This is a genomic window from Streptomyces coacervatus (genome assembly GCF_029223485.1).
Classification (GTDB): Bacteria; Actinomycetota; Actinomycetes; order Streptomycetales; family Streptomycetaceae; genus Streptomyces; species Streptomyces coacervatus.
In genome coordinates this window covers 456,723-473,916 of record NZ_JARHTP010000004.1, presented here as the reverse complement: position 1 = coordinate 473,916, position 17,194 = coordinate 456,723, and the positions used below count along the sequence as shown (strand labels likewise).

Annotated in this window: 16 protein-coding genes and 1 pseudogene; 8 read left to right on the top strand and 9 right to left on the bottom strand. The window is 68.9% G+C overall.

The window, feature by feature from the left end; translation table 11 throughout:
• Positions 1-7 precede the first annotated feature (7 nt).
• The 3 genes from P2Q00_RS13045 to P2Q00_RS13035 form a co-directional block, all read right to left on the bottom strand.
• Complete coding sequence (locus P2Q00_RS13045; protein WP_275772532.1) at positions 8-1,495, bottom strand: flotillin family protein; 1,488 nt, start codon at positions 1,493-1,495, stop codon at positions 8-10.
• 168 nt (positions 1,496-1,663) lie between these two features.
• Complete coding sequence (locus P2Q00_RS13040) at positions 1,664-1,882, bottom strand: NfeD C-terminal domain-containing protein (RefSeq protein ID WP_275772530.1); 219 nt, start codon at positions 1,880-1,882, stop codon at positions 1,664-1,666.
• A gap of 26 nt (positions 1,883-1,908) precedes the next feature.
• Positions 1,909-3,333, bottom strand: a complete 1,425-nt coding sequence (locus P2Q00_RS13035) for an amidase (protein WP_275772527.1) — start codon at positions 3,331-3,333, stop codon at positions 1,909-1,911.
• 248 nt (positions 3,334-3,581) lie between these two features.
• Here P2Q00_RS13035 and P2Q00_RS13030 point away from each other — a divergent pair, with 248 nt between their 5' ends.
• The 6 genes and pseudogenes from P2Q00_RS13030 (at position 3,582) to P2Q00_RS13005 (ending at position 9,863) form a co-directional block, all read left to right on the top strand.
• Positions 3,582-4,970, top strand: a complete 1,389-nt coding sequence (locus tag P2Q00_RS13030) for a glycoside hydrolase family 43 protein (protein WP_275772525.1) — start codon at positions 3,582-3,584, stop codon at positions 4,968-4,970.
• Between the two features lie 218 nt (positions 4,971-5,188).
• Positions 5,189-5,557 (top strand): annotated as a pseudogene (locus P2Q00_RS13025) (Tn3 family transposase); the annotation flags it as partial.
• A gap of 488 nt (positions 5,558-6,045) precedes the next feature.
• Positions 6,046-7,404, top strand: coding sequence for a crotonyl-CoA carboxylase/reductase (ccrA, locus tag P2Q00_RS13020; protein ID WP_275772523.1), 1,359 nt, complete (start codon positions 6,046-6,048; stop codon positions 7,402-7,404).
• On the top strand, positions 7,401-8,456 hold the full coding sequence (locus tag P2Q00_RS13015) for a 3-oxoacyl-ACP synthase III family protein (RefSeq protein WP_275772521.1): 1,056 nt from the start codon (positions 7,401-7,403) through the stop codon (positions 8,454-8,456). The genes ccrA and P2Q00_RS13015 overlap by 4 nt, the downstream gene beginning before the upstream one ends.
• Positions 8,457-8,508: 52 nt before the next feature.
• A complete protein-coding gene (locus tag P2Q00_RS13010) occupies positions 8,509-8,886 on the top strand; it encodes a lipocalin-like domain-containing protein (RefSeq protein ID WP_275772518.1) in 378 nt (125 codons plus the stop codon).
• Positions 8,886-9,863, top strand: coding sequence for an ACP S-malonyltransferase (locus P2Q00_RS13005; RefSeq protein ID WP_275772515.1), 978 nt, complete (start codon positions 8,886-8,888; stop codon positions 9,861-9,863). The genes P2Q00_RS13010 and P2Q00_RS13005 overlap by 1 nt, the downstream gene beginning before the upstream one ends.
• A gap of 209 nt (positions 9,864-10,072) precedes the next feature.
• Here P2Q00_RS13005 and P2Q00_RS13000 read toward each other — a convergent pair whose 3' ends face one another.
• The 6 genes from P2Q00_RS13000 to P2Q00_RS12975 all read right to left on the bottom strand — a co-directional run bounded on the left by P2Q00_RS13000 (position 10,073) and on the right by P2Q00_RS12975 (position 15,043).
• Positions 10,073-10,483: a nuclear transport factor 2 family protein gene (locus P2Q00_RS13000; protein WP_275772513.1), complete on the bottom strand. Its 411-nt coding sequence runs from the start codon at positions 10,481-10,483 to the stop codon at positions 10,073-10,075.
• A gap of 2 nt (positions 10,484-10,485) precedes the next feature.
• On the bottom strand, positions 10,486-11,292 hold the full coding sequence (locus P2Q00_RS12995; protein WP_275772511.1) for an MBL fold metallo-hydrolase: 807 nt from the start codon (positions 11,290-11,292) through the stop codon (positions 10,486-10,488).
• Between the two features lie 52 nt (positions 11,293-11,344).
• Positions 11,345-11,962, bottom strand: coding sequence for a DsbA family protein (locus tag P2Q00_RS12990; protein ID WP_275772716.1), 618 nt, complete (start codon positions 11,960-11,962; stop codon positions 11,345-11,347).
• A 153-nt stretch (positions 11,963-12,115) separates the two neighbouring features.
• Positions 12,116-12,610, bottom strand: a complete 495-nt coding sequence (locus P2Q00_RS12985; RefSeq protein WP_275772509.1) for a MarR family winged helix-turn-helix transcriptional regulator — start codon at positions 12,608-12,610, stop codon at positions 12,116-12,118.
• Between the two features lie 82 nt (positions 12,611-12,692).
• Positions 12,693-13,823, bottom strand: coding sequence for an ABC transporter substrate-binding protein (locus P2Q00_RS12980; RefSeq protein ID WP_275772715.1), 1,131 nt, complete (start codon positions 13,821-13,823; stop codon positions 12,693-12,695).
• 176 nt (positions 13,824-13,999) lie between these two features.
• Positions 14,000-15,043, bottom strand: coding sequence for a LacI family DNA-binding transcriptional regulator (locus P2Q00_RS12975; protein WP_275772507.1), 1,044 nt, complete (start codon positions 15,041-15,043; stop codon positions 14,000-14,002).
• A 325-nt stretch (positions 15,044-15,368) separates the two neighbouring features.
• On the opposite strand from P2Q00_RS12975, the gene P2Q00_RS12970 reads away from it, so the two are divergent.
• Together P2Q00_RS12970 and P2Q00_RS12965 are read left to right on the top strand one after the other, a co-directional pair.
• Entirely contained in the window at positions 15,369-16,316 is a 948-nt protein-coding gene (locus tag P2Q00_RS12970; RefSeq protein ID WP_275772505.1) for a carbohydrate ABC transporter permease, read from the top strand.
• A complete protein-coding gene (locus P2Q00_RS12965) occupies positions 16,313-17,134 on the top strand; it encodes a carbohydrate ABC transporter permease (protein WP_275772504.1) in 822 nt (273 codons plus the stop codon). Before P2Q00_RS12970 ends, P2Q00_RS12965 begins: the two co-directional genes overlap by 4 nt.
• The last annotated feature ends 60 nt before the right edge of the window (positions 17,135-17,194 follow it).

The window sequence follows — 17,194 nt, the reverse complement described above, 5'->3', positions numbered from 1 at the left end:
CGTCCGTCTATCCCTCCTTCTCCACCGGCACCTTCTGCGAGGGCGGTGCCGTGATCCCGTTCAGGGACGGCGAAGTCCCGTTCGGGGTCTGGCCGTTCTGGTTCATGGAAGCCAGCAGCTGGCGGGCGAGGCCGAGGCCGGTGCCGCCCATGGTGAGTGCCTTGGCGAGCATGTCGGCCATGCCGTCCGCGCCGTTGAGCACCACCATGTTGTCGACGCTGCCGAAGGCGGACGCACCGGCCTTGACGATCTCCGGCCAGTTCTCGGCGAGCTGCTGGGCGACGACGGCCTCCTGGTTCTCGGCGAGGGCCGCGGCCCGCGCCTTGATGGCCTCCGCCTCGGCCAGACCCTTGGCCTTGGTGGCTTCGGCGTCCGCGAGGCCCTTGGCCTGCGCGGCGGCCGCTTCGGCCTCACCGGTGGCCTTGGTCGCCGTAGCGGCAGCGGCTCCCCGTGCCTTGGTCGCCTCGGCCTCGGCGCTCGCGGCCGTCTTGACCCGGGTCGCCTCGGCGGCGGCCGCCAGCTCGGTCTCCTTCGCCTTGGCCTGCGCCGCCGAGATCCGCGCGTCGCGCTCGGCCTCGGCCAGCGTGCGCTTCTCGTAGGCCTTGGCGTCCGCGGGCTTGCGGACGTCCGCCTGGAGCTGCTGCTCCCGCCGGTGCGCCTCGAGTTCGGCGACCCGTGTCTCCTGGACGACGACCTCCTGCCGGGCCGCGGCGTCGGCGAGCGGACCCGCCTGCCGCGCCTGTGCGGCCGCCTTGTCCCGCTGGGCCTGGTAGCCGGCCTGCAGGATCTCGCTGTCCCGGGTAGCCTCCGCCATCCGCGCGAACGACTGCTGCTCGGCCTCGGTGGCGAGCCGGTTCGACTCCGCCTGCGCGATCCGCGCGTCCCGCTGTACGGCGGAGGCGTGCGGCGCGGCCAGGTTCTGGATGTACCCCGTCGGGTCCTCGATCTCGTGGATCTGCAGGGAGTCCACGATGAGCCCCAGCTTCTCCATCTCCGTGCCGCAGGCGGCCCGGGTCTGCCCCGTGAGCTTCTCCCGGTCGCGGATCATGTCCTCGACCGTCAACCCGCCGACGATGGAGCGCAGATGACCGGCGAACACGTTGTGCACGCGCTCCGACATCATCTTCTGCTGGTCGAGAAAACGGCGCCCCGCGTTGGCGATCGACACGAAGTCGTCGCCCACCTTGAAGATGACCACGCCCCGCACCTTGAGCGGAATGCCCTGGTGGGTCACGCAGTCCACATGCAGTTCGGTCTCGTTCAGGTCGAGCGAGAGCTTGCGCACCGCCTGCACACCGGGCAGCACCAGCGTGCCGCGTCCGGTGACGATGCGGAATCCCATGCCCTCCTCGAGCCCCTCCGTCTTGTGCTTGGAGCCGGAGATGATCAGTGCCTCGTTGGGTTCCGCGACACGCCACATCATCTTGAACAGACCGACCAGAACGAGAATGGCGGCGACCACCACTCCCGCAACGACGCCGACAACCATCGGCATACGCCCCCTTTGCATGGTGCCCTTTCGGCACCGAACGAAGGGAGTGTGCTCCTGCGCGAAGCCCGGGTGAAGACGCTGACGAATCCTTGTTGCAATCTTGACGCACAGGCCCTTGAAGGGGCTCTCACCTGCGCGGAAGCAGGCTCACGTGTTAATTGAAGTGGCGGCTCAACTGTCGTACGCCTCAGTCACATACACCGTTCTGGGCGGCAGGTACTCCACCACCATCACCACCGTGCCGCGCTCGATCCGCGCCGTCCCCGTGGCCGGATAGGCAAGGAAGTGCTCGGCCCCGCCCCGCACCCGGACGATCACCTCGCCGACGAGCCCGGGCCCGACCGTACCGGTGACCCGCCCCATGAGCCCGACCATCGACGCATCGTCCATGGTCACAGGGTACGGGCCGAACCCGCCTACGCAGCCGGGGAATCCGTGACGGCCTGCTGCGGCGGCCATGCCTCGTGCCAGCGCAGCTCCGCCTCCAGCTGCGCGGCGAGCGAGATCAGCAACGGCTCGCTCCCCGCGGGCCCGAGCAGCTGCGCCCCGACGGGCAGCCCGCCGTTCACGAACCCGGCGGGGACATTGACCCCGGGCCAGCCCAGCACGTTCCACGGCCAGGCGTACGGACAGGCGGCGATCATCGCGCGGTCGGTGGCGAAACCGCTCAGCGGCAGCATCGAGCCGATGCGCGGCGGGGGAGCGGCGGTCGTCGGCGCGAGGACGACGTCGTACGACTCGAAGAAGGCGCCGATACGACGGTGCAGCACCGCCTCCGCACGCCGCGCCGCCCTGAGCGGTGCCCCGCCGAGCAGCCGGCCCAGCCGGGCGGCGTCGCGCGTGCGCCGGTCCAGGAGCGCGGGGAACGGCGCCTCGGCCACGCGCTCGGCGAGGCCGACGGTGGCGCGGGGGACGAAGGTGAGCCCGATCTGCCCGTAGGGCGGGTCGGCTTCTTCGACGACATGCCCCAACGCGCTGATGTTTTCGGCGAGTTGGAGCACCCGGGCGCGTACCTCCGGCTGCAGGCGCGCAGGCATGGCGGTGAACGGCGGCTTGAGGGAGAGCGCGATGCGCAGCCGCCCGGGCTCGCGGCCCACGGCCTCGACGGCGTTGATGGCAGTCGGCCGGTGCGGATCGCGCTCGTGGTTGCCGCTCGCCGCATCGAGCAGCAGGGCCGCGTCCGCGACCGTACGGGCGAGCGTGCCGTTGACGGTGATGCCCTGGAAGGACTCGCCGCGCGGCCAGGTGGAGATGCGGCCCCGCTGCGGCTTGATGCCCACGAGGTGGGTCCAGGAGGCGGGGATGCGCACGGATCCGGCGCCGTCCGAACCCAGGGCCGCGGGCACGAGGCCGGCGGCGACGGCGGCGGCCGACCCGCCCGACGAGCCACCGGGAGTGTGCTCCGGATGCCAGGGATTGCGGGTGGCGCCGAAGGCGGGCCCCTCGGTGAAGGGCCACTGCCCGAACTCGCAGGTGTTGGTCTTGCCGACGATGACGGCCCCGGCCGCCCGCAACCGCCGTACGGCCTCGCCGTCCTCGGCGACCGGCGGGAACGGCCCCTCGCAGCCGAACGCCGTCGGCTCACCGGCCACGTCCATGTCGTCCTTGACGGCCACGGGGACACCGAGCAGGGGTTTCCGCACCCCGGCGGCCAGTTGCTCGTCCGCCGCCTCGGCCTCGGCGAGGGCGGCCTCGGCCCGCACGATCCGGAAGGCGTTGAGGGAGGGCTGAGTCGCCTCGATCCGCGCGAGGGCCTCCTCGACGAGCGCCCTCGAGCTGGTCTCCCCGTCGGCAAGTGCCCGGGCGGACTCCGCCAGGCCTGCGGCACGGTCGAGCGTCATACGGGACACCTCTCCGGGACGGCATTGTCTACTGAACGGTAACGTCTGACCGTCTCCCGCGGTACGGAATCTCGAACATCCTTACCCCCGGCGGCAGTTCGACGGGAACACAGTCGTCACACAGGCGTCATCCAGCCCTGCTCAAACCATTGACGCACACAGGCCTCACCTTTACCTTCTGACCGACTTGCCGAACTGTGTTCGATATTCCGGACATCACGGTTTTCGGTTGGACCAAGGAGCCGCACGTGAGCACTCGACCCCCCGCCCCGTCCCGCCGCGCCCTCCTGCGCGCGATGGCCGCCCTGCCCGCCTCGGCGCTCGTACTGGGCGAACTGCCCGGCCTGCTCGGCACGGCATCGGCCGCCGCTCCGGCGAGCGGCTCCGCCACCCGCTACACCATCGTCCCGTTCCTCAACAGCAACGACGGCACGGTCAACGTCTACCAGTCCGACGACGCAACCGACTTCCGCCTCGTCCAGGCCTCGGCCTACACCCCGCCCAGCAACAGAATCCGCGACGCAAGCGTCTTCAAGCACACGGACGGCTACTACTACCTCACCTACACCACGCACACCTGGCAGGACGTCAGCACGACCATCGGCTTCGCCCGCAGCTCCGACCGGGTCAACTGGACGTTCCTGTACGACTACACGGTCCCGATCACCAACCTGTCCCGGGCGTGGGCGCCGGAGTGGTTCGTCGACAGCGACGGCAGCGTCAACGTCATAGTGTCCTGCTCGCTCACCAGCGATGAGTGGATCTTCACGCCGTACGTCCTGAAGGCAACCAACTCCGCGCTCACGGCGTGGAGTTCACCGGTAGCCCTGTCCGGCATCGGCTCGAACCACATCGACACATACATCGTGAAGGTCGGCTCGACGTACCACGCGTTCACGAAGAACGAGACGGCCAAGTACATCGAGTACGGCACCGCGTCGAGCCTCACCGGCCCGTACACGATCACGAAGACCGGCGACTGGGCCGGCTGGGGCAGCTACCGCGAGGGCCCGTCCGTGATCCAGCTCGACAACGGCGGCTGGCGCATCTTCTTCGACGGCTACGGCGACGGCAACTACTACTACAGCGACAGCTACGACACGTTCGCGACCTGGACCACTCCGAAGGCACTCCCGTCGATCTCCGGCACGGCACGCCACTTCACGGTCATCAAGGAGACGGTGTCGGGCGGCCCGACCCTCACCAAGAACGTCACGCGCTCCTTCCAGTCGGCGAATTACACGACCCGCTACTGGCAGGAGCAGTCCTCCCTGCTCAACCTCCCGGTCGTGACCAGCTCCAGCACAAGCGCGGAGAAGACGGCGTCCACCTTCACGGTCGTTGCGGGTCTCGCCGACTCGAACGGCTTCTCCTTCAGGGATGCGTCGGGCAATTACCTGCGCCACTACGACTTCCGGGGCCGCTTCGACGCGAACGACGGGACGTCGACGTTCGCGAAGGACGCGACGTTCATCGCCAGGACGGGCACGGCATCGGGCTCGATCCGCTGGGAGTCGTACAACTATCCCGGGTACTACCTGCGGCACTACAACTACCAACTGCGGGTGGACGCGACGGCCGGGACGGATCTGTTCCGGCAGGACGGTTCGTTCGTGCCGGTGACTGCCTGGGGCTGAGCTGATCGGCGAGCCTCTCGATGCAGTCGGTCCGGGAGAGGGCGTCGGGGTCCGTGCCCGTGTCGTCCAGGGCACGGTCGGGGCCGTTCTGGGTGGGCATGCGTGTTCTCCCTGCTGGGCGTTGCCGTAGTAATGGCTGCAGAGACAACGGATATCGCTGACCAGGGAGCTGGTCGGCAAGCCGACCGAGGCCCGCCTCGCGCTGCGACGAGACCTACCGCAGGAAGATCGCCCGGCAGCTCAACAAGGGCGAATCCCCGCACTCGCTGCGCCGCAGCCTGCAGTACGCGCACGAAGGCGCGATCCGGCACCGTCACCTGGCCGCGCAGACCGAGCAGGCGTGGTGCCTGACGCTGCTGACCAACTCAGTGGTGACCTGGACCATGGAGTACTACTGCTTGGCCATCGCCCAGATGCGCGCCGAGGGCCGCGCGGTCGACGACGAGCTGCTGGCGCACATCTCCCCGGCCCACAGCGAGAACGTGAACTTCTTCGGCACGATCAACGTCGAGGTCGACACCGAGCTCGCCAAGCTCGATCCTGCCGGCCACCGGCCACCGCAGCCTCGACGCCCGGACCGGGCCTGAGGAGCCAGAGAGAGGGGCTCGCGAGCGGGATGGTTCCGGGCCGTACGGGTTGGTGAGTTCGCGGTCGGGCGCGGCCAGTGGCCCTGGGCGTGTGTCCCGCTCCGGAGCATGCGCCGGAGCGCGGATTGTGCCGCTGCCATGTGTCCTGTCTGGCTCTGCCTCGTGTGCCCTCTTCGGGCGAGGGTCGCGGTGGCGGGTTCAGGGGATGTTGAAGTGTGTACGGGTGATGGGTGCTCTCGGGCACACAATTCACCGGTGGTCTGCTGCCGGCGGATCGGCGGATCGGCGGATCGGCGGGTACAAGCCACAAGCGGGGATCCGGGATGAGGATGCAGGCGGCAGGGCTGCCGGAGACGGTCAGGGGTCCGGGACACGGTGGAGGATCCGCACCCCTCTGCTGCCTTGTCGCACGCGGACGGGCTGGCCAAAGCCCAGAGAGACATGGTGGCCATCACCGGGGCCGTCACGATGTAGAAGGACATCGCGCCGTGAAGGAAATCCTGGACGCGATCCAGTCGCCGGATGCCACGTCCGCCGACTTCGCAGAAGTTCCCCTGCCCGACTCGTTCCGCGCGATCACCGTGCACAAGGACGAGACGGATATGTTCGCCGGGCTGGGGCCCCGCGAGAAGGACCCGCGCGAGTCGATCCACCTCGACGAGGTGCCCCTTCCTGAAATCGGTCCGGGCGAGGCCCTGGTGGCCGTGATGGCCTCCTCGGTGAACTACAACTCGGTGTGGGCCTCCATCTTCGAGCCGCTGCCCACCTTCGGATTTCTTGAGCGGTATGGCAAGCTCAGCGAGCTCACCAAGCGGCACGACCTGCCTTACCACATCATCGGCTCCGACCTCGCCGGCGTTGTCCTGCGCACGGGAGTGGGCGTGAGCGTCTGGAAGCCCGGCGACGAAGTCGTCGCGCACTGCCTGTCCGTGGAGCTGGAGTCCGCTGACGGGCACAACGACACGATGCTCGACCCCGAGCAGCGCATCTGGGGCTTCGAGACCAACTTCGGCGGCCTGGCGGAGATCGCCCTGGTCAAGTCCAACCAGCTCATGCCCAAGCCCGCCCACTTGAGCTGGGAGGAGGCCGCGGCGCCGGGCCTGGTCAACTCCACCGCCTACCGCCAGCTCGTCTCTCGCAACGGCGCCGCCATGAAGCAGGGCGACAACGTGCTGATCTGGGGCGCGTCCGGCGGACTCGGCTCGTATGCTACCCAGTTCGCCCTGGCCGGCGGCGCCAACCCCATCTGCGTCGTCGGCAGCGAGCAGAAGGCCGATATCTGCCGGAAGATGGGCGTGACCGCGATCATCAACCGCACCGCCGAGGATTACAAGTTCTGGAAGGACCAGCACACCCAGGATCCGCGTGAGTGGAAGCGGTTCGGCAACCGCATTCGCGAGCTCACCGGCGGCGAGGACGTGGACATCGTCTTCGAGCACCCGGGCCGCGAGACCTTCGGCGCCTCGGTGTACGTCACGCGCAAGGGCGGCACGATCGTCACCTGCGCCTCGACGTCCGGCTACCTGCACGAGTTCGACAACCGCTACCTGTGGATGTCCCTGAAGCGCATCATCGGCTCGCACTTCGCCAACTACCGCGAGGCGTGGGAGGCCAACCGCCTGATCGCCAAGGGCAAGATCCATCCCACCCTGTCCAAGGTCTACCCCCTCGAAAAGACCGGCCACGCCGCATACCAAATCCTCACCAACCAGCATCGGGGCAAAGTCGGGATCCTGACGCTCGCCCCGCGTGAGGGGATGGGCGTACGCGACGAGGAGATGCGCGCTACGCACATCAAGGCCATCAGCCGCTACCGTCTGAACGGTCAGGATGACGAACTCTCATGACGAATACCCCCTACCAGCCGAACATCGGCCCCACCGCCGACGCTGTCGTCGTGGCAGACAGGAAACCCGAACCTGTATCTGTCGGCATCCGTTCGCTGGGTGCCTATGTACCGGGTGGAGTGGTCACGAACCAGATGGTCGCCGACTGGGCGTCGGCAGATCCTGAGTGGGTTGCCGTTGCGACCGGTATCACGGAGCGCCGCATCGCCGCTGTCAGCGAGTCCACCTCGGCCATGTGCGAGCCGGCCGCCCGCGAAGCCCTGCAGGGCGCGGCCGGGCCGATCGACGCGCTGATCCTCGCCACGTCCACCCCGGATCAGGTCACCCCGCCCACCGCGACGGCCCTGCAGGCCCGCTTGGGGCTCGACGGTGACGGCATGGCCTTCGATCTCAACGCCGCCTGCGGCGGCTTTGTGTATGGCCTTGCGGTGGCCCGCGGCCTCATCAGCACCCTGCCGACCGTGCAGAACATCCTCCTCGTCGGAGCCGACCAGTACTCGAAGTACGTCAACCGTTCTCACCGCGCCACCGTCGCCCTGTTCGGCGACGGCGCAGGCGCCGTGACGGTCGGCCCCGTCCCCGACGGTTATGGCATCCAGAGCATGTCGCTGGCCGCCTACAGCGAGTTCCACGACGAGGTGGGCATCTTCGCCGGCGGCACCCGCGAACCGCTCACGCCCGAGGTCCTCGAAGCACACCGGGACAAGATCCACATGAACGGCAAGGTCGTACGCCGGGTGTTCGTCGAGAAGGTCACCGCCCTCACCCGGCAGGCAGCCGGCGAGGCCGGGTGGAGGCTCGCTGACATCGACCGGTTCGTGTTCCACCAGGGCAACCCGGTGATGCTGCAGGAAGTCGCCGACGTTCTGGGCATCGACGCCGACCGGGTCGGCGTGACCGGCAACCTGTACGGCAACACCGGATGCGGATCCATGCCGCTGACGCTGCACCACATGAACCACGTCGCGCCGCTGCGCCGCGGCGAGAAGGTCTTGTTCGCCGGGGCCGGCGGAGGCATCACGGTCGGTGCCGTCGCCCTCACCTGGTGGTGACCGGCCCATGCCATCCCTACCCTCGTCCGTCCCGGCACGAAGGACACCCAGCATGGACAAATCCGCGAAGCAGCCGGTCGACCCGCTTCTCCTCGCCGGTACTTGGCAGTTGCTGACCCTGACCGGCACCGCAAAGGGCGAGATCACCCATCCGCTCGGCGCGGACGCCCACGGCCAGCTCATCTACACCATGGACGGCTGGCTGTCCGCTCAGATCGGCGGCTCGGACGGATACGTCGGCTACGCGGGATGGTACGAGCTCCACGGCCAACAGGTCATCCACCACACGACGGTCGGCAGCACCCCCCAATGGGAGGGAGCCGAATTCTCCCGCACAGTGGAGTTTCAAGATGGTCTGCTGATCCTGCGCGCCGAACCAGCGAACGGCTTCCCCGCGATGACGGCCGTGTGGAATCGGCCGGACCGCTGATGGACAGCTTCCCGCACGTCCCGGACCACAAAGCGGTGTTCCTCGCTGCCGGGCAAGGCACCGACCCCACCGGCGCCCTGGCCAGCCTCTACGACGGCACGAACGGTGCCCTCCCGCCCGGATCATGGGATGAGGCGGGCGAGGCGCTCGAGGAGATCACGGAAACCGCGGCCGGGTACGGCTACCGGGCACCCGGCGCAATCCAGGAAGTCCTCCTGGGCCGCAGAGCGGCCGCCGCAGCACCGCACGGGACGAGTCTGCTGGCGCAGTTCGCCGCGTCGGTGGTCCTGTCCCGGATCCTCGCCCGGGCGGGCACCATGCCGTCGCTGATCGTGTCGCAGAGCCTCGGCGAGTTCGCCGCCCTGGTAGCAGCCGGGGCGCTCACCACCGCCGAGGGGACCCGCCTGGTGTGCGCGCTGAGCGACGTCTACCGCAATCCTGACACCCGGGGGGCCATCGTGCTCATCCAGGCCGGGGAGGAGGAGACCCGGGCACTCCTGGCCCGCACGGGGCGGAACGATCTCGGGCTCGCGTGTGTGAACACGCCCCGGCAGACCGTCGTCAGCGGCTCCACAAACGCTGTGGCAGCCCTGATGGGGCTCGCCGGACCTCGCCGTAAGGTGCTGCCCGTGTCCCTGCGCGGGCATGAACCCGCCTTGGAGAAGTGCCGGGACCTTTTCCTCGGCCTCATCGGGGAACTCCACCGAGAGCCGCTGCGAGTGCCGGTGTACTCATCGACCAAGCGCCGGTGTTATACCGCAGCCGACAAACTCGGCGAGGCTCTGGCGGACCTGTGGGTGAAGCCCACCTATCCGATCGACGCGTTCGCCCGGCTCGCGCCTCCCGGCCGCCGCCGGTTCATTGAACTCGGCGTCGGTCATGCCCTTACTTCCTGCGTGCGGGAAGTACTCCCCGGGGCCCAGACACTAGCTCCTCTCGACCCACCGGGAGTGTCCAAACAACCACCCAGGGCATGACGGGTCAGCACTGCGCACCCCTGCCGTGCACAAGCCCGGCTCCGCCTAGGAATTGCATGACCGCTGACACACACGTGAAGGCACCGCCGAGACCACCGTGGCCGATCTGGTCACCGACCGCCAGCACGATGGCTCCCGTACCTGGATTGACCGCCCCACGATGGGGTTCCGGCGGCGGGGAGTTGCTCCGCCGCCGGAACCGGAACCGTTCAGTCGGCCATGGCCTCCCGCACGAGCGCCGTGTCGACGAACTGCTCGAAGCGCACGATGAGTCCGCTGCGTACGACGAAGTGGTGGGCGACGCGGACGTCGATCGGCTTACCGGTGGCCGTGTTGACGGCGGTGTAGCGGGCGAGGACGACGACGTTCTCGCCGTCGACGACGTAGGTGTCGTCGTGGGCGGCCCAGCCGTCCCAGTCCTGGCCGAGCTTCTCCATGACATTGGAGGTCACCCCGTCCGGGGTGCGGTAGGTACCGGCGAGCGGGAAGCCGGCCATCTCCGTCCACTCCACGTCCGGTGCGAGAGTGGCCCGCAGGGCTTCCAGGTCGCCGGCGGCCGAGGCCAGGTACTGACGCCGTACGACGTCCGCGGGGGCGGTGGAGATTGCGAACTCGGCCATGGTCAGCCCCACTTCATCTCGCCCTTGGCGACCTTCGCACCGATCTGGGCGGCGATCAGCATGCCGTTGTCGGGGTAGCGCTTGACGAGCGCCTCGGTCAGCGCGGCACCGTCGGCCGCCTTGCCGAGCTCCTCCTCGAACGCCAGGAGGTAGTCGCGGGTGGCGGCGATGGCGGAGGCGTCCGCCGGGGTGCCGGGCAGACGGTGGCCGGGGACGACCAACTCGGGGTTGAGGGCGGCCATTTCGTCCAGCAGGTCGATCCAGGAGGCGCGGTCGCCCGGGGTGGGGGTGTCGGCGACCCAGACGTGCTCCTGCTGGAAGAGCAGCACGCCGCCAAGGAGGGCGCGGTGCTGGGCCTGCCACAGGTAGTGGCGGTCGGGCAGGCCGGCCGGGCCGCCCTTGAGCTCGAAGCGGTGGCCCTCCAGGGTGAGGTCGCCGGTGAGCGGGGTGAGGTCGACCAGACGGGTCGGCAGGTTCGGGCCGAGTCCGGCCCATGCCTTGAGTTTGCCCTCGTAGGAGTGCTGGATGTGCTCGATGACGATCGGGGTGGCGACGAACGTCGCGTCCGGGAAGGCGTCGGCGAGGATCTCGGCGCCGAAGTAAAAGTCGGGGTCGGCGTGGCTGACGAAGACGGTGGTCAGCTTCTTGCCCGAGTCGAGGATCTCGGCGGCCAGCCGGTGGCCGTCGGCGCGGGTGAAGGCGGCGTCGACCAGGAGTGCTTCGTTCTCGCCGGTGACGAGGGTGGCGGTCTTGTTCTTGCTGCCGGCCGGGAAGTCCAGGTCGAGGACCTTGAAGGTCAGGGTGCTCATGGATGACTCCTTGCGGGAAGAGGGGAGAAGGGTGGGTGGGGACGGGGGAGGTTCAGCGGGTACGAAGAGTCGCCAGCCGTCGGTCGACCTCCTCGGCGGTGGCATGGCCATGGGCCACGGGGGTGACCGAGTCGCCGTCGACGGCCAGCAGCGTGGGGAAGCCGGTGACACCCAGCGAGGCGGACCGGTGGAAGTCGGCGCCCGCCGCCACCCGCGCCTCGGACCCTTCGAAGGCGGCGACCACGGCGTCGGCGTCCAGCCCGGCCTCCTCGGCGACCTTCCGGTAGGTCACGGAGTCGGAGAGGCTCAGGCCGTCGACGTAGAAGGCCTGTTGCAGGGCGACGGCCAGTTCCGCTGCACGGGTCGGGGCTGCTTGGCGCAGGGCGGCGACACCACGTGCGGCGGCCTCCGAGTCCATCACGAACGAGCCGTCGGCGATCAGCCGCTCGTACGCCTCACCGAACTCGGCGCCGGTCAGCTCGGCGATCTTGGCGTTGGCGTCCTGGACGTAGCCGAACTCGCGGATCGGTACCCGGCGTGACCCGGTGAACAGGCCGCCGGAGACGACCTCGACCGGCAGCTCGGGGTGAAGGGAGACGACCTCGTTCAGGGTTCCGGAGAACCCGTGCGACCAGCCGCAGTAGGCATCGAAGACGTAGACGAGCTTCATCGAGAACCTCGGGAGAGGGGCGGCGCCCGCCGGTTGCGAGCGGTTCATCTGACAAAACAGTAACTGACGCGTCAGATATTTCCTGATGCTTGTGGCCTGGGCCACATGGGCGCGGCTGAGGTCATTGCATCAGCGTCCCCGCTGGTCCGCAGGTCAGGGCAGGCGGGGAAGCAGGTCCCGGGCTGTGTGGCTGAGGATGCGGAGATCCTCCGCGAACCGCTTCCGGTCGCCCGCGGGCAGGGGGTCCACGAGGTACCGCTTGATGTTCTCCAGGTGGACCCGCGACGCGCGTACGACCGTCTCCTCGCCCTGCGCGGTCAGCCGCACCAGCCGGCCGCGTCGGTCGTCGGGGTCCTCCGCCCGTTCGACCAGCCCGGCCGCCTCCATGCGGTCCACCAGCCGGGTGGCGCCGCCCGTCGTCAGGACCTGTTCCTGGGCGACGGCCCGCATGGAGAGTCCCGGCTCGCCCGCCCGGCCGAGGATCAGCAGCACCTCGAACATCAAGTGACTGATGCCGCACTCCACCTCGAGCGCCCGGCCGAGGATGTACTCCAGCCGGTTGGCCGCGCCCTGCAGGCGGCCGAACGCCAGGATGAGTTCGTGATCCGCAGCCTGTTTCGCCGTCGTGATCTCCGCCTGCTCGCCCACGGTCGCGCCGCCCCTCTGGTCGTCCCGGTAGCAGCGTACCGATCATGCCTTGGAGGGCCGGGGCGACCATGGACATCAGCCTCTACGCCCCCGGGTGCAGCCCGAGCCAGCCGGGTGTCGGGTCGCCCTTGACCTCGCCGAAGTACAGGGCGAAGGTCTGCTTCCAGCGTTCGATCCCGGCGCGGTCGGCCATGAAGCGGGGGAAGCCGTCCACGTGGGCGTTCGGGTACTCCCAGAGCGGTTTCAGGCCTGACGGCGGGGTGATGTCGGTACGGACGGACCAGCCGTTGAAGGAGCCGTTCTGCATCTCCTTCGACAGCTGCCAGTTGAGGAAGAGTTTGGCGGCCGTGGAGTTCCTGGCCTGCTTGAGGATCGCCGTGCGCTGACCCCAGCCCATGAACGGGTGCCCGGCGCCGACGGCAAACGTCACCGGCGAGGAGCTCACCGCAGACCCGGCAGTGCCCACGCCGATCGTCTTCTGCCCGCCGAAGACCGCATCGCCCGGCGAGTTGCTGCCCCGCGCGAACTGCACGTCCTGCGCCGCGAACCTGGCCACCCAGTCCCAGCCGTACGTGCGGGCGTACAGCGTGAAGAGGTAGAGGACCGCGTCGTCGTCGTGCGGGTAGGCCGAGGCGATCCTGCCCTTCCACTTCGGGTCGACCAGGTCGCGCGGGGTGAGTGGCGTCTTCGCCCCGACCGTCGCCGTGTCGTACAGGAAGCTGAACGCGATCGCGCCGGTGGCCACCCACGCGCCCTGCGGGTCCTTGAAGGCGTCGTGGACCTTGGCGAAGCCGGCCGGCTTGTAGTGCAGCAGGCGGCCCTGCTGCTTCCAGCGGTCGAAGTCCTGGAGGGTCTGGAACTGCACGACGTCCGGGACGAGGGTGTCGGTGGCGAACTGGTTGTCGACGCGGACGTCGTGGTACTTGCTGTAGTCGACGATCAGCGTGAGGTCTATCTCCGGGAAGCGCGCCTTGAAGGCCGCCTTCGTCCCGTCCTGCTGGGTGGGCGTGTCGCCGCCGGCGTAGACGACGAGCTTGCCGCCCTCCGCGAGCGCGGCCTGGTAGAGCTCGTCGAGCGTCCGCGTCTCCTCGCGCCCGCCCTTGCCGCGGAATCCCGCCGGGGCGGCCGCGGCCGGAGTCGTCGTGGCGCCGAGCGCGCCGACGCCGAGGGCGGCGCCGGTGGCCAGGACATGTCGTCTGCTGAAGGTGGACATGTTGAGGGTGCCTCTCTGGTGGGGGGTGCCGTACAGAGGTCCGGCGTTGGAGCAGGGCAGCGCCATCGGGTGCCCTCTCGCCATGTCCCTTCCGTACGATGGGCAACGTTACCCAAAACTTGAACTTGCAATCAACTGATGGCTTGGAGGTCCCACGGGCCCCGGTGCCGAGGTTCTCAGTCCGACGGCCGCGTCGTGCTCCGGCGCGGCACGAGCGTGGGGGAGAGGATGACTTGAGTCGATGGACGGCCGCGGTCGGCGATCCGTTCCAGGAGAAGTCGTACGGCGTTCCGGCCCATCTCTCGGCCGCCCTGGTCCACGCTGGTCAGGGAGATCGGGCCGAACGCGGCGAACGTGGTGTTGTCGTAGCCGGCCACCGAGAGGTCGCCGGGAACGGACAACCCGGCCTCGGCGACGGCTTCGAGTACACCCATGGCGACGATGTCCGCCCCGGCGAAGACGGCGGTCGGCCGGTCGGGGACGTGACGTGCCAGCAGTTCCTGGGTGCCCCGGTAGCCGCCTTCCTGGGTGTAACTGGTGGAGACCACGTCGATCCACTCCTCCAGCCCGTGCGCCCGCATGGCCAGCCGGTATCCGTCGGCGCGGCGGGCGTTGGGCATCTCCCTGAGGCGCGTCGGGTCGGTCTCGTGATGCTCGATATGGGCGATCCGGCGATGTCCGAGGCCGGCGAGGTGGTCGACGACCAGGGCCGCGCCCTCGATGTCGTCGTCGGCCACGGTGTCGTACAGCGGAGAGGACCCGTGCCGCCCGACGACGACGGTCGGCACCGCGGTTCCGACAAGCTCCAGGTGCGCGCGCGACGACACCGGCGCGACCAGGATGATGCCGTCCATGCCGCGGTCGACCATCGCCTCGGTGACGCGGGCTTCCTCCTTCTCCCCGTTGCAGCCCGGCCCCAGGAGCACCTGGTACTCGGTGTCCGCCAGCGAGGCGGTGATGCCGTCGAGGATCTCGGGGAAGAACGGGTTGCGGATGTCGGGCAGCATCACGCCGATGGTGTACGTCTGCCCGCGCAGGCCCCGAGCCCCCGCGTGCGGCCGGTAGCCCAACTCGTCGATCGCGCGGCGTACTTTCGCACGCATCGCCGGGCTGGCCCCGTAGGCGTTGCGCAGCACCTTCGAGACCGCGGTGGTGGACACCTGGGCGTGGCGGGCGACGTCGACGATGGTGACCCTGCGGCGTGGTGCTGGCGGCTCCATCCGGTCCTTGCCTCTCGGGGAATCCTCGCCGCCGAGTCTAAGGACCGATCACGCGGTTCAACAGGTGCTTTGCGGCGGGGCGTGAGCTCACCGCCGTAACAATGACGCAGCTTGCGCGGCATCTTGACGTCACGCGGGACGCTCTCTAGGGTCTGGCCACACCCCGTTGGGAAACGTTACCCATCAAGTAGCCGGGCGCCTAGCGGCCCGGCATCCGGACCAACACGCCACCAGGACACAGGAACCGACAGGCGTCCATCGCTTGCGCTGGTCGGACTCCACATTCGGCGACCCGTTTGAAACGTTTCAGGAGAGGAGGTTCCCGGTGACTCTCGCCCCACACGAACAGCTTCCGGACCACGATCACCCCCCGGACGGGGTGCCTGCGCCATGCGTCCGGCGGGCCCGCACCACCCCGCCCTGGTGGTTTGCGCTGCCCGCGATGCTGCTGTTCGCCTTCGTCGTCCTGGTGCCGAGCGCACGCGGTGTGTACTACGCCTTCACCGACTGGGACGGCCTCGACCCGCACTTCTCCTTCATCGGCCTGGACAACTTCTCCGAGATGTTCCGCGACGCGGACGCGAAGCAGGCCATCTGGCACACCTTGCTGATCGCCGTGTCCATCACCGTCGTGCAGAACGCCGTCGGCCTGTTGCTGGCGCTCGGCGTCAACACGGCCATCAAGTCCCGCAATCTGCTCCGGGTCTTCCTGTTCGCGCCGGCCGTGATCACCCCGATCGTCACTGCCTACCTCTGGCGCAACCTCCTCGGCCCGGACGGCGCGGTCAACAGCCTGCTCGGCGCGGTCGGTCTGGACGCCTGGCGGCAGGACTGGCTGGGCAGCCCGCGGCTCGCGCTGTGGGCGGTGGTCGGGGTGATCGTCTGGCAGTTCGCGGGCTACTCGATGGTCATCTTCCTGGCCGGGCTGCAGTCGGTTCCGAAGGAGGTGCACGAAGCGGCGGCCATCGACGGGGCGGGTGCCGTACGACGCTTCTGGTCGGTCACCCGGCCCCTGCTGGCCCCGGCCTTCACCATCAACCTGATGCTGTCGATCATCGGCGGGATCAAACTCTTCGACCAGGTCTACGCGTTGACGGGCGGCGGACCCGGCCACGCGACCGACACCCTCTCCACCCTCATCTACAAAGACGCCTTCACCCTGGGCGAGTTCGGCTACAGCATCGCGCTCGCGGTCGTCCTCACCATCATCGTGGCGGTCGTCTCGACCGGGCAGTACGCCGTGCTGTCCCGCAGCGAGAGGGCCACGTCGTGAACCGCTACCGCCGCCGTACCCTCGCCCTGGAACTGGCGATGATCGCTGTCGCCCTCTTCATCGGCTTCCCGGTCTACGTCCTGGTCAATCTGGCCGTACGGCCGGCATCCGACACCTCGTCACCGATCAGCCCGACCACCTCGCCGACCCTGCACAACTTCAGCCAGGCCTGGCAACAGGGCGCTCTCGGCGGGGCGTTGGCCAACAGCGTGCTGGTGACGGTGTGCAGCGTCGCCGTCGTGCTGGCGGTCTCGTCGCTCGCGGCGTACCCGCTGGCCCGCGTCACGGCCCGCTGGTCTCGCGGAACGTACCTGGGCTTCTTGTTGGGCTTGGTACTGCCCTTCCAGCTGGCCTCGTTGCCCCTGTACCAGACCATGCGCGACATGGGCCTGCTCGGCACCCCCTGGGCACTGGTCCTCTTCTACTCCGGCCTCCAAGTCCCGTTCACCGTCTTCCTCTACGTCGGCTTCCTGCGTGCCCTGCCCCGCGACTTCGAGGACGCGGCGCTCATCGACGGCTGCACCCCGCTGCAGGGTTTCCGGTACGTCGTCCTGCCGATGCTCAAGCCGGTCACGGTGACGGCGCTGGTGCTCAACGCGGTCGCCGTCTGGAACGACTTCTTCACCCCGCTGCTGTACCTCAGCGGCAGCGCCCAGCAGACCATGCCGGTCGCGATCGCGGGCTTCGTCGGTCAGTACGTCACCGACTGGAACCTCATCTTCGCCGCGCTGGTGATCAGCATCCTGCCCGTCCTGATCGTCTACTTCCTGCTGCAGCGCAGCATCATCAACGGCTTCGCGGGAGGGCTGCGGGGATGACACCCCACTCGGGGACGACCCCCGACGCCCACCCATCCCTCATGCCCGGTGGCTCTTCCC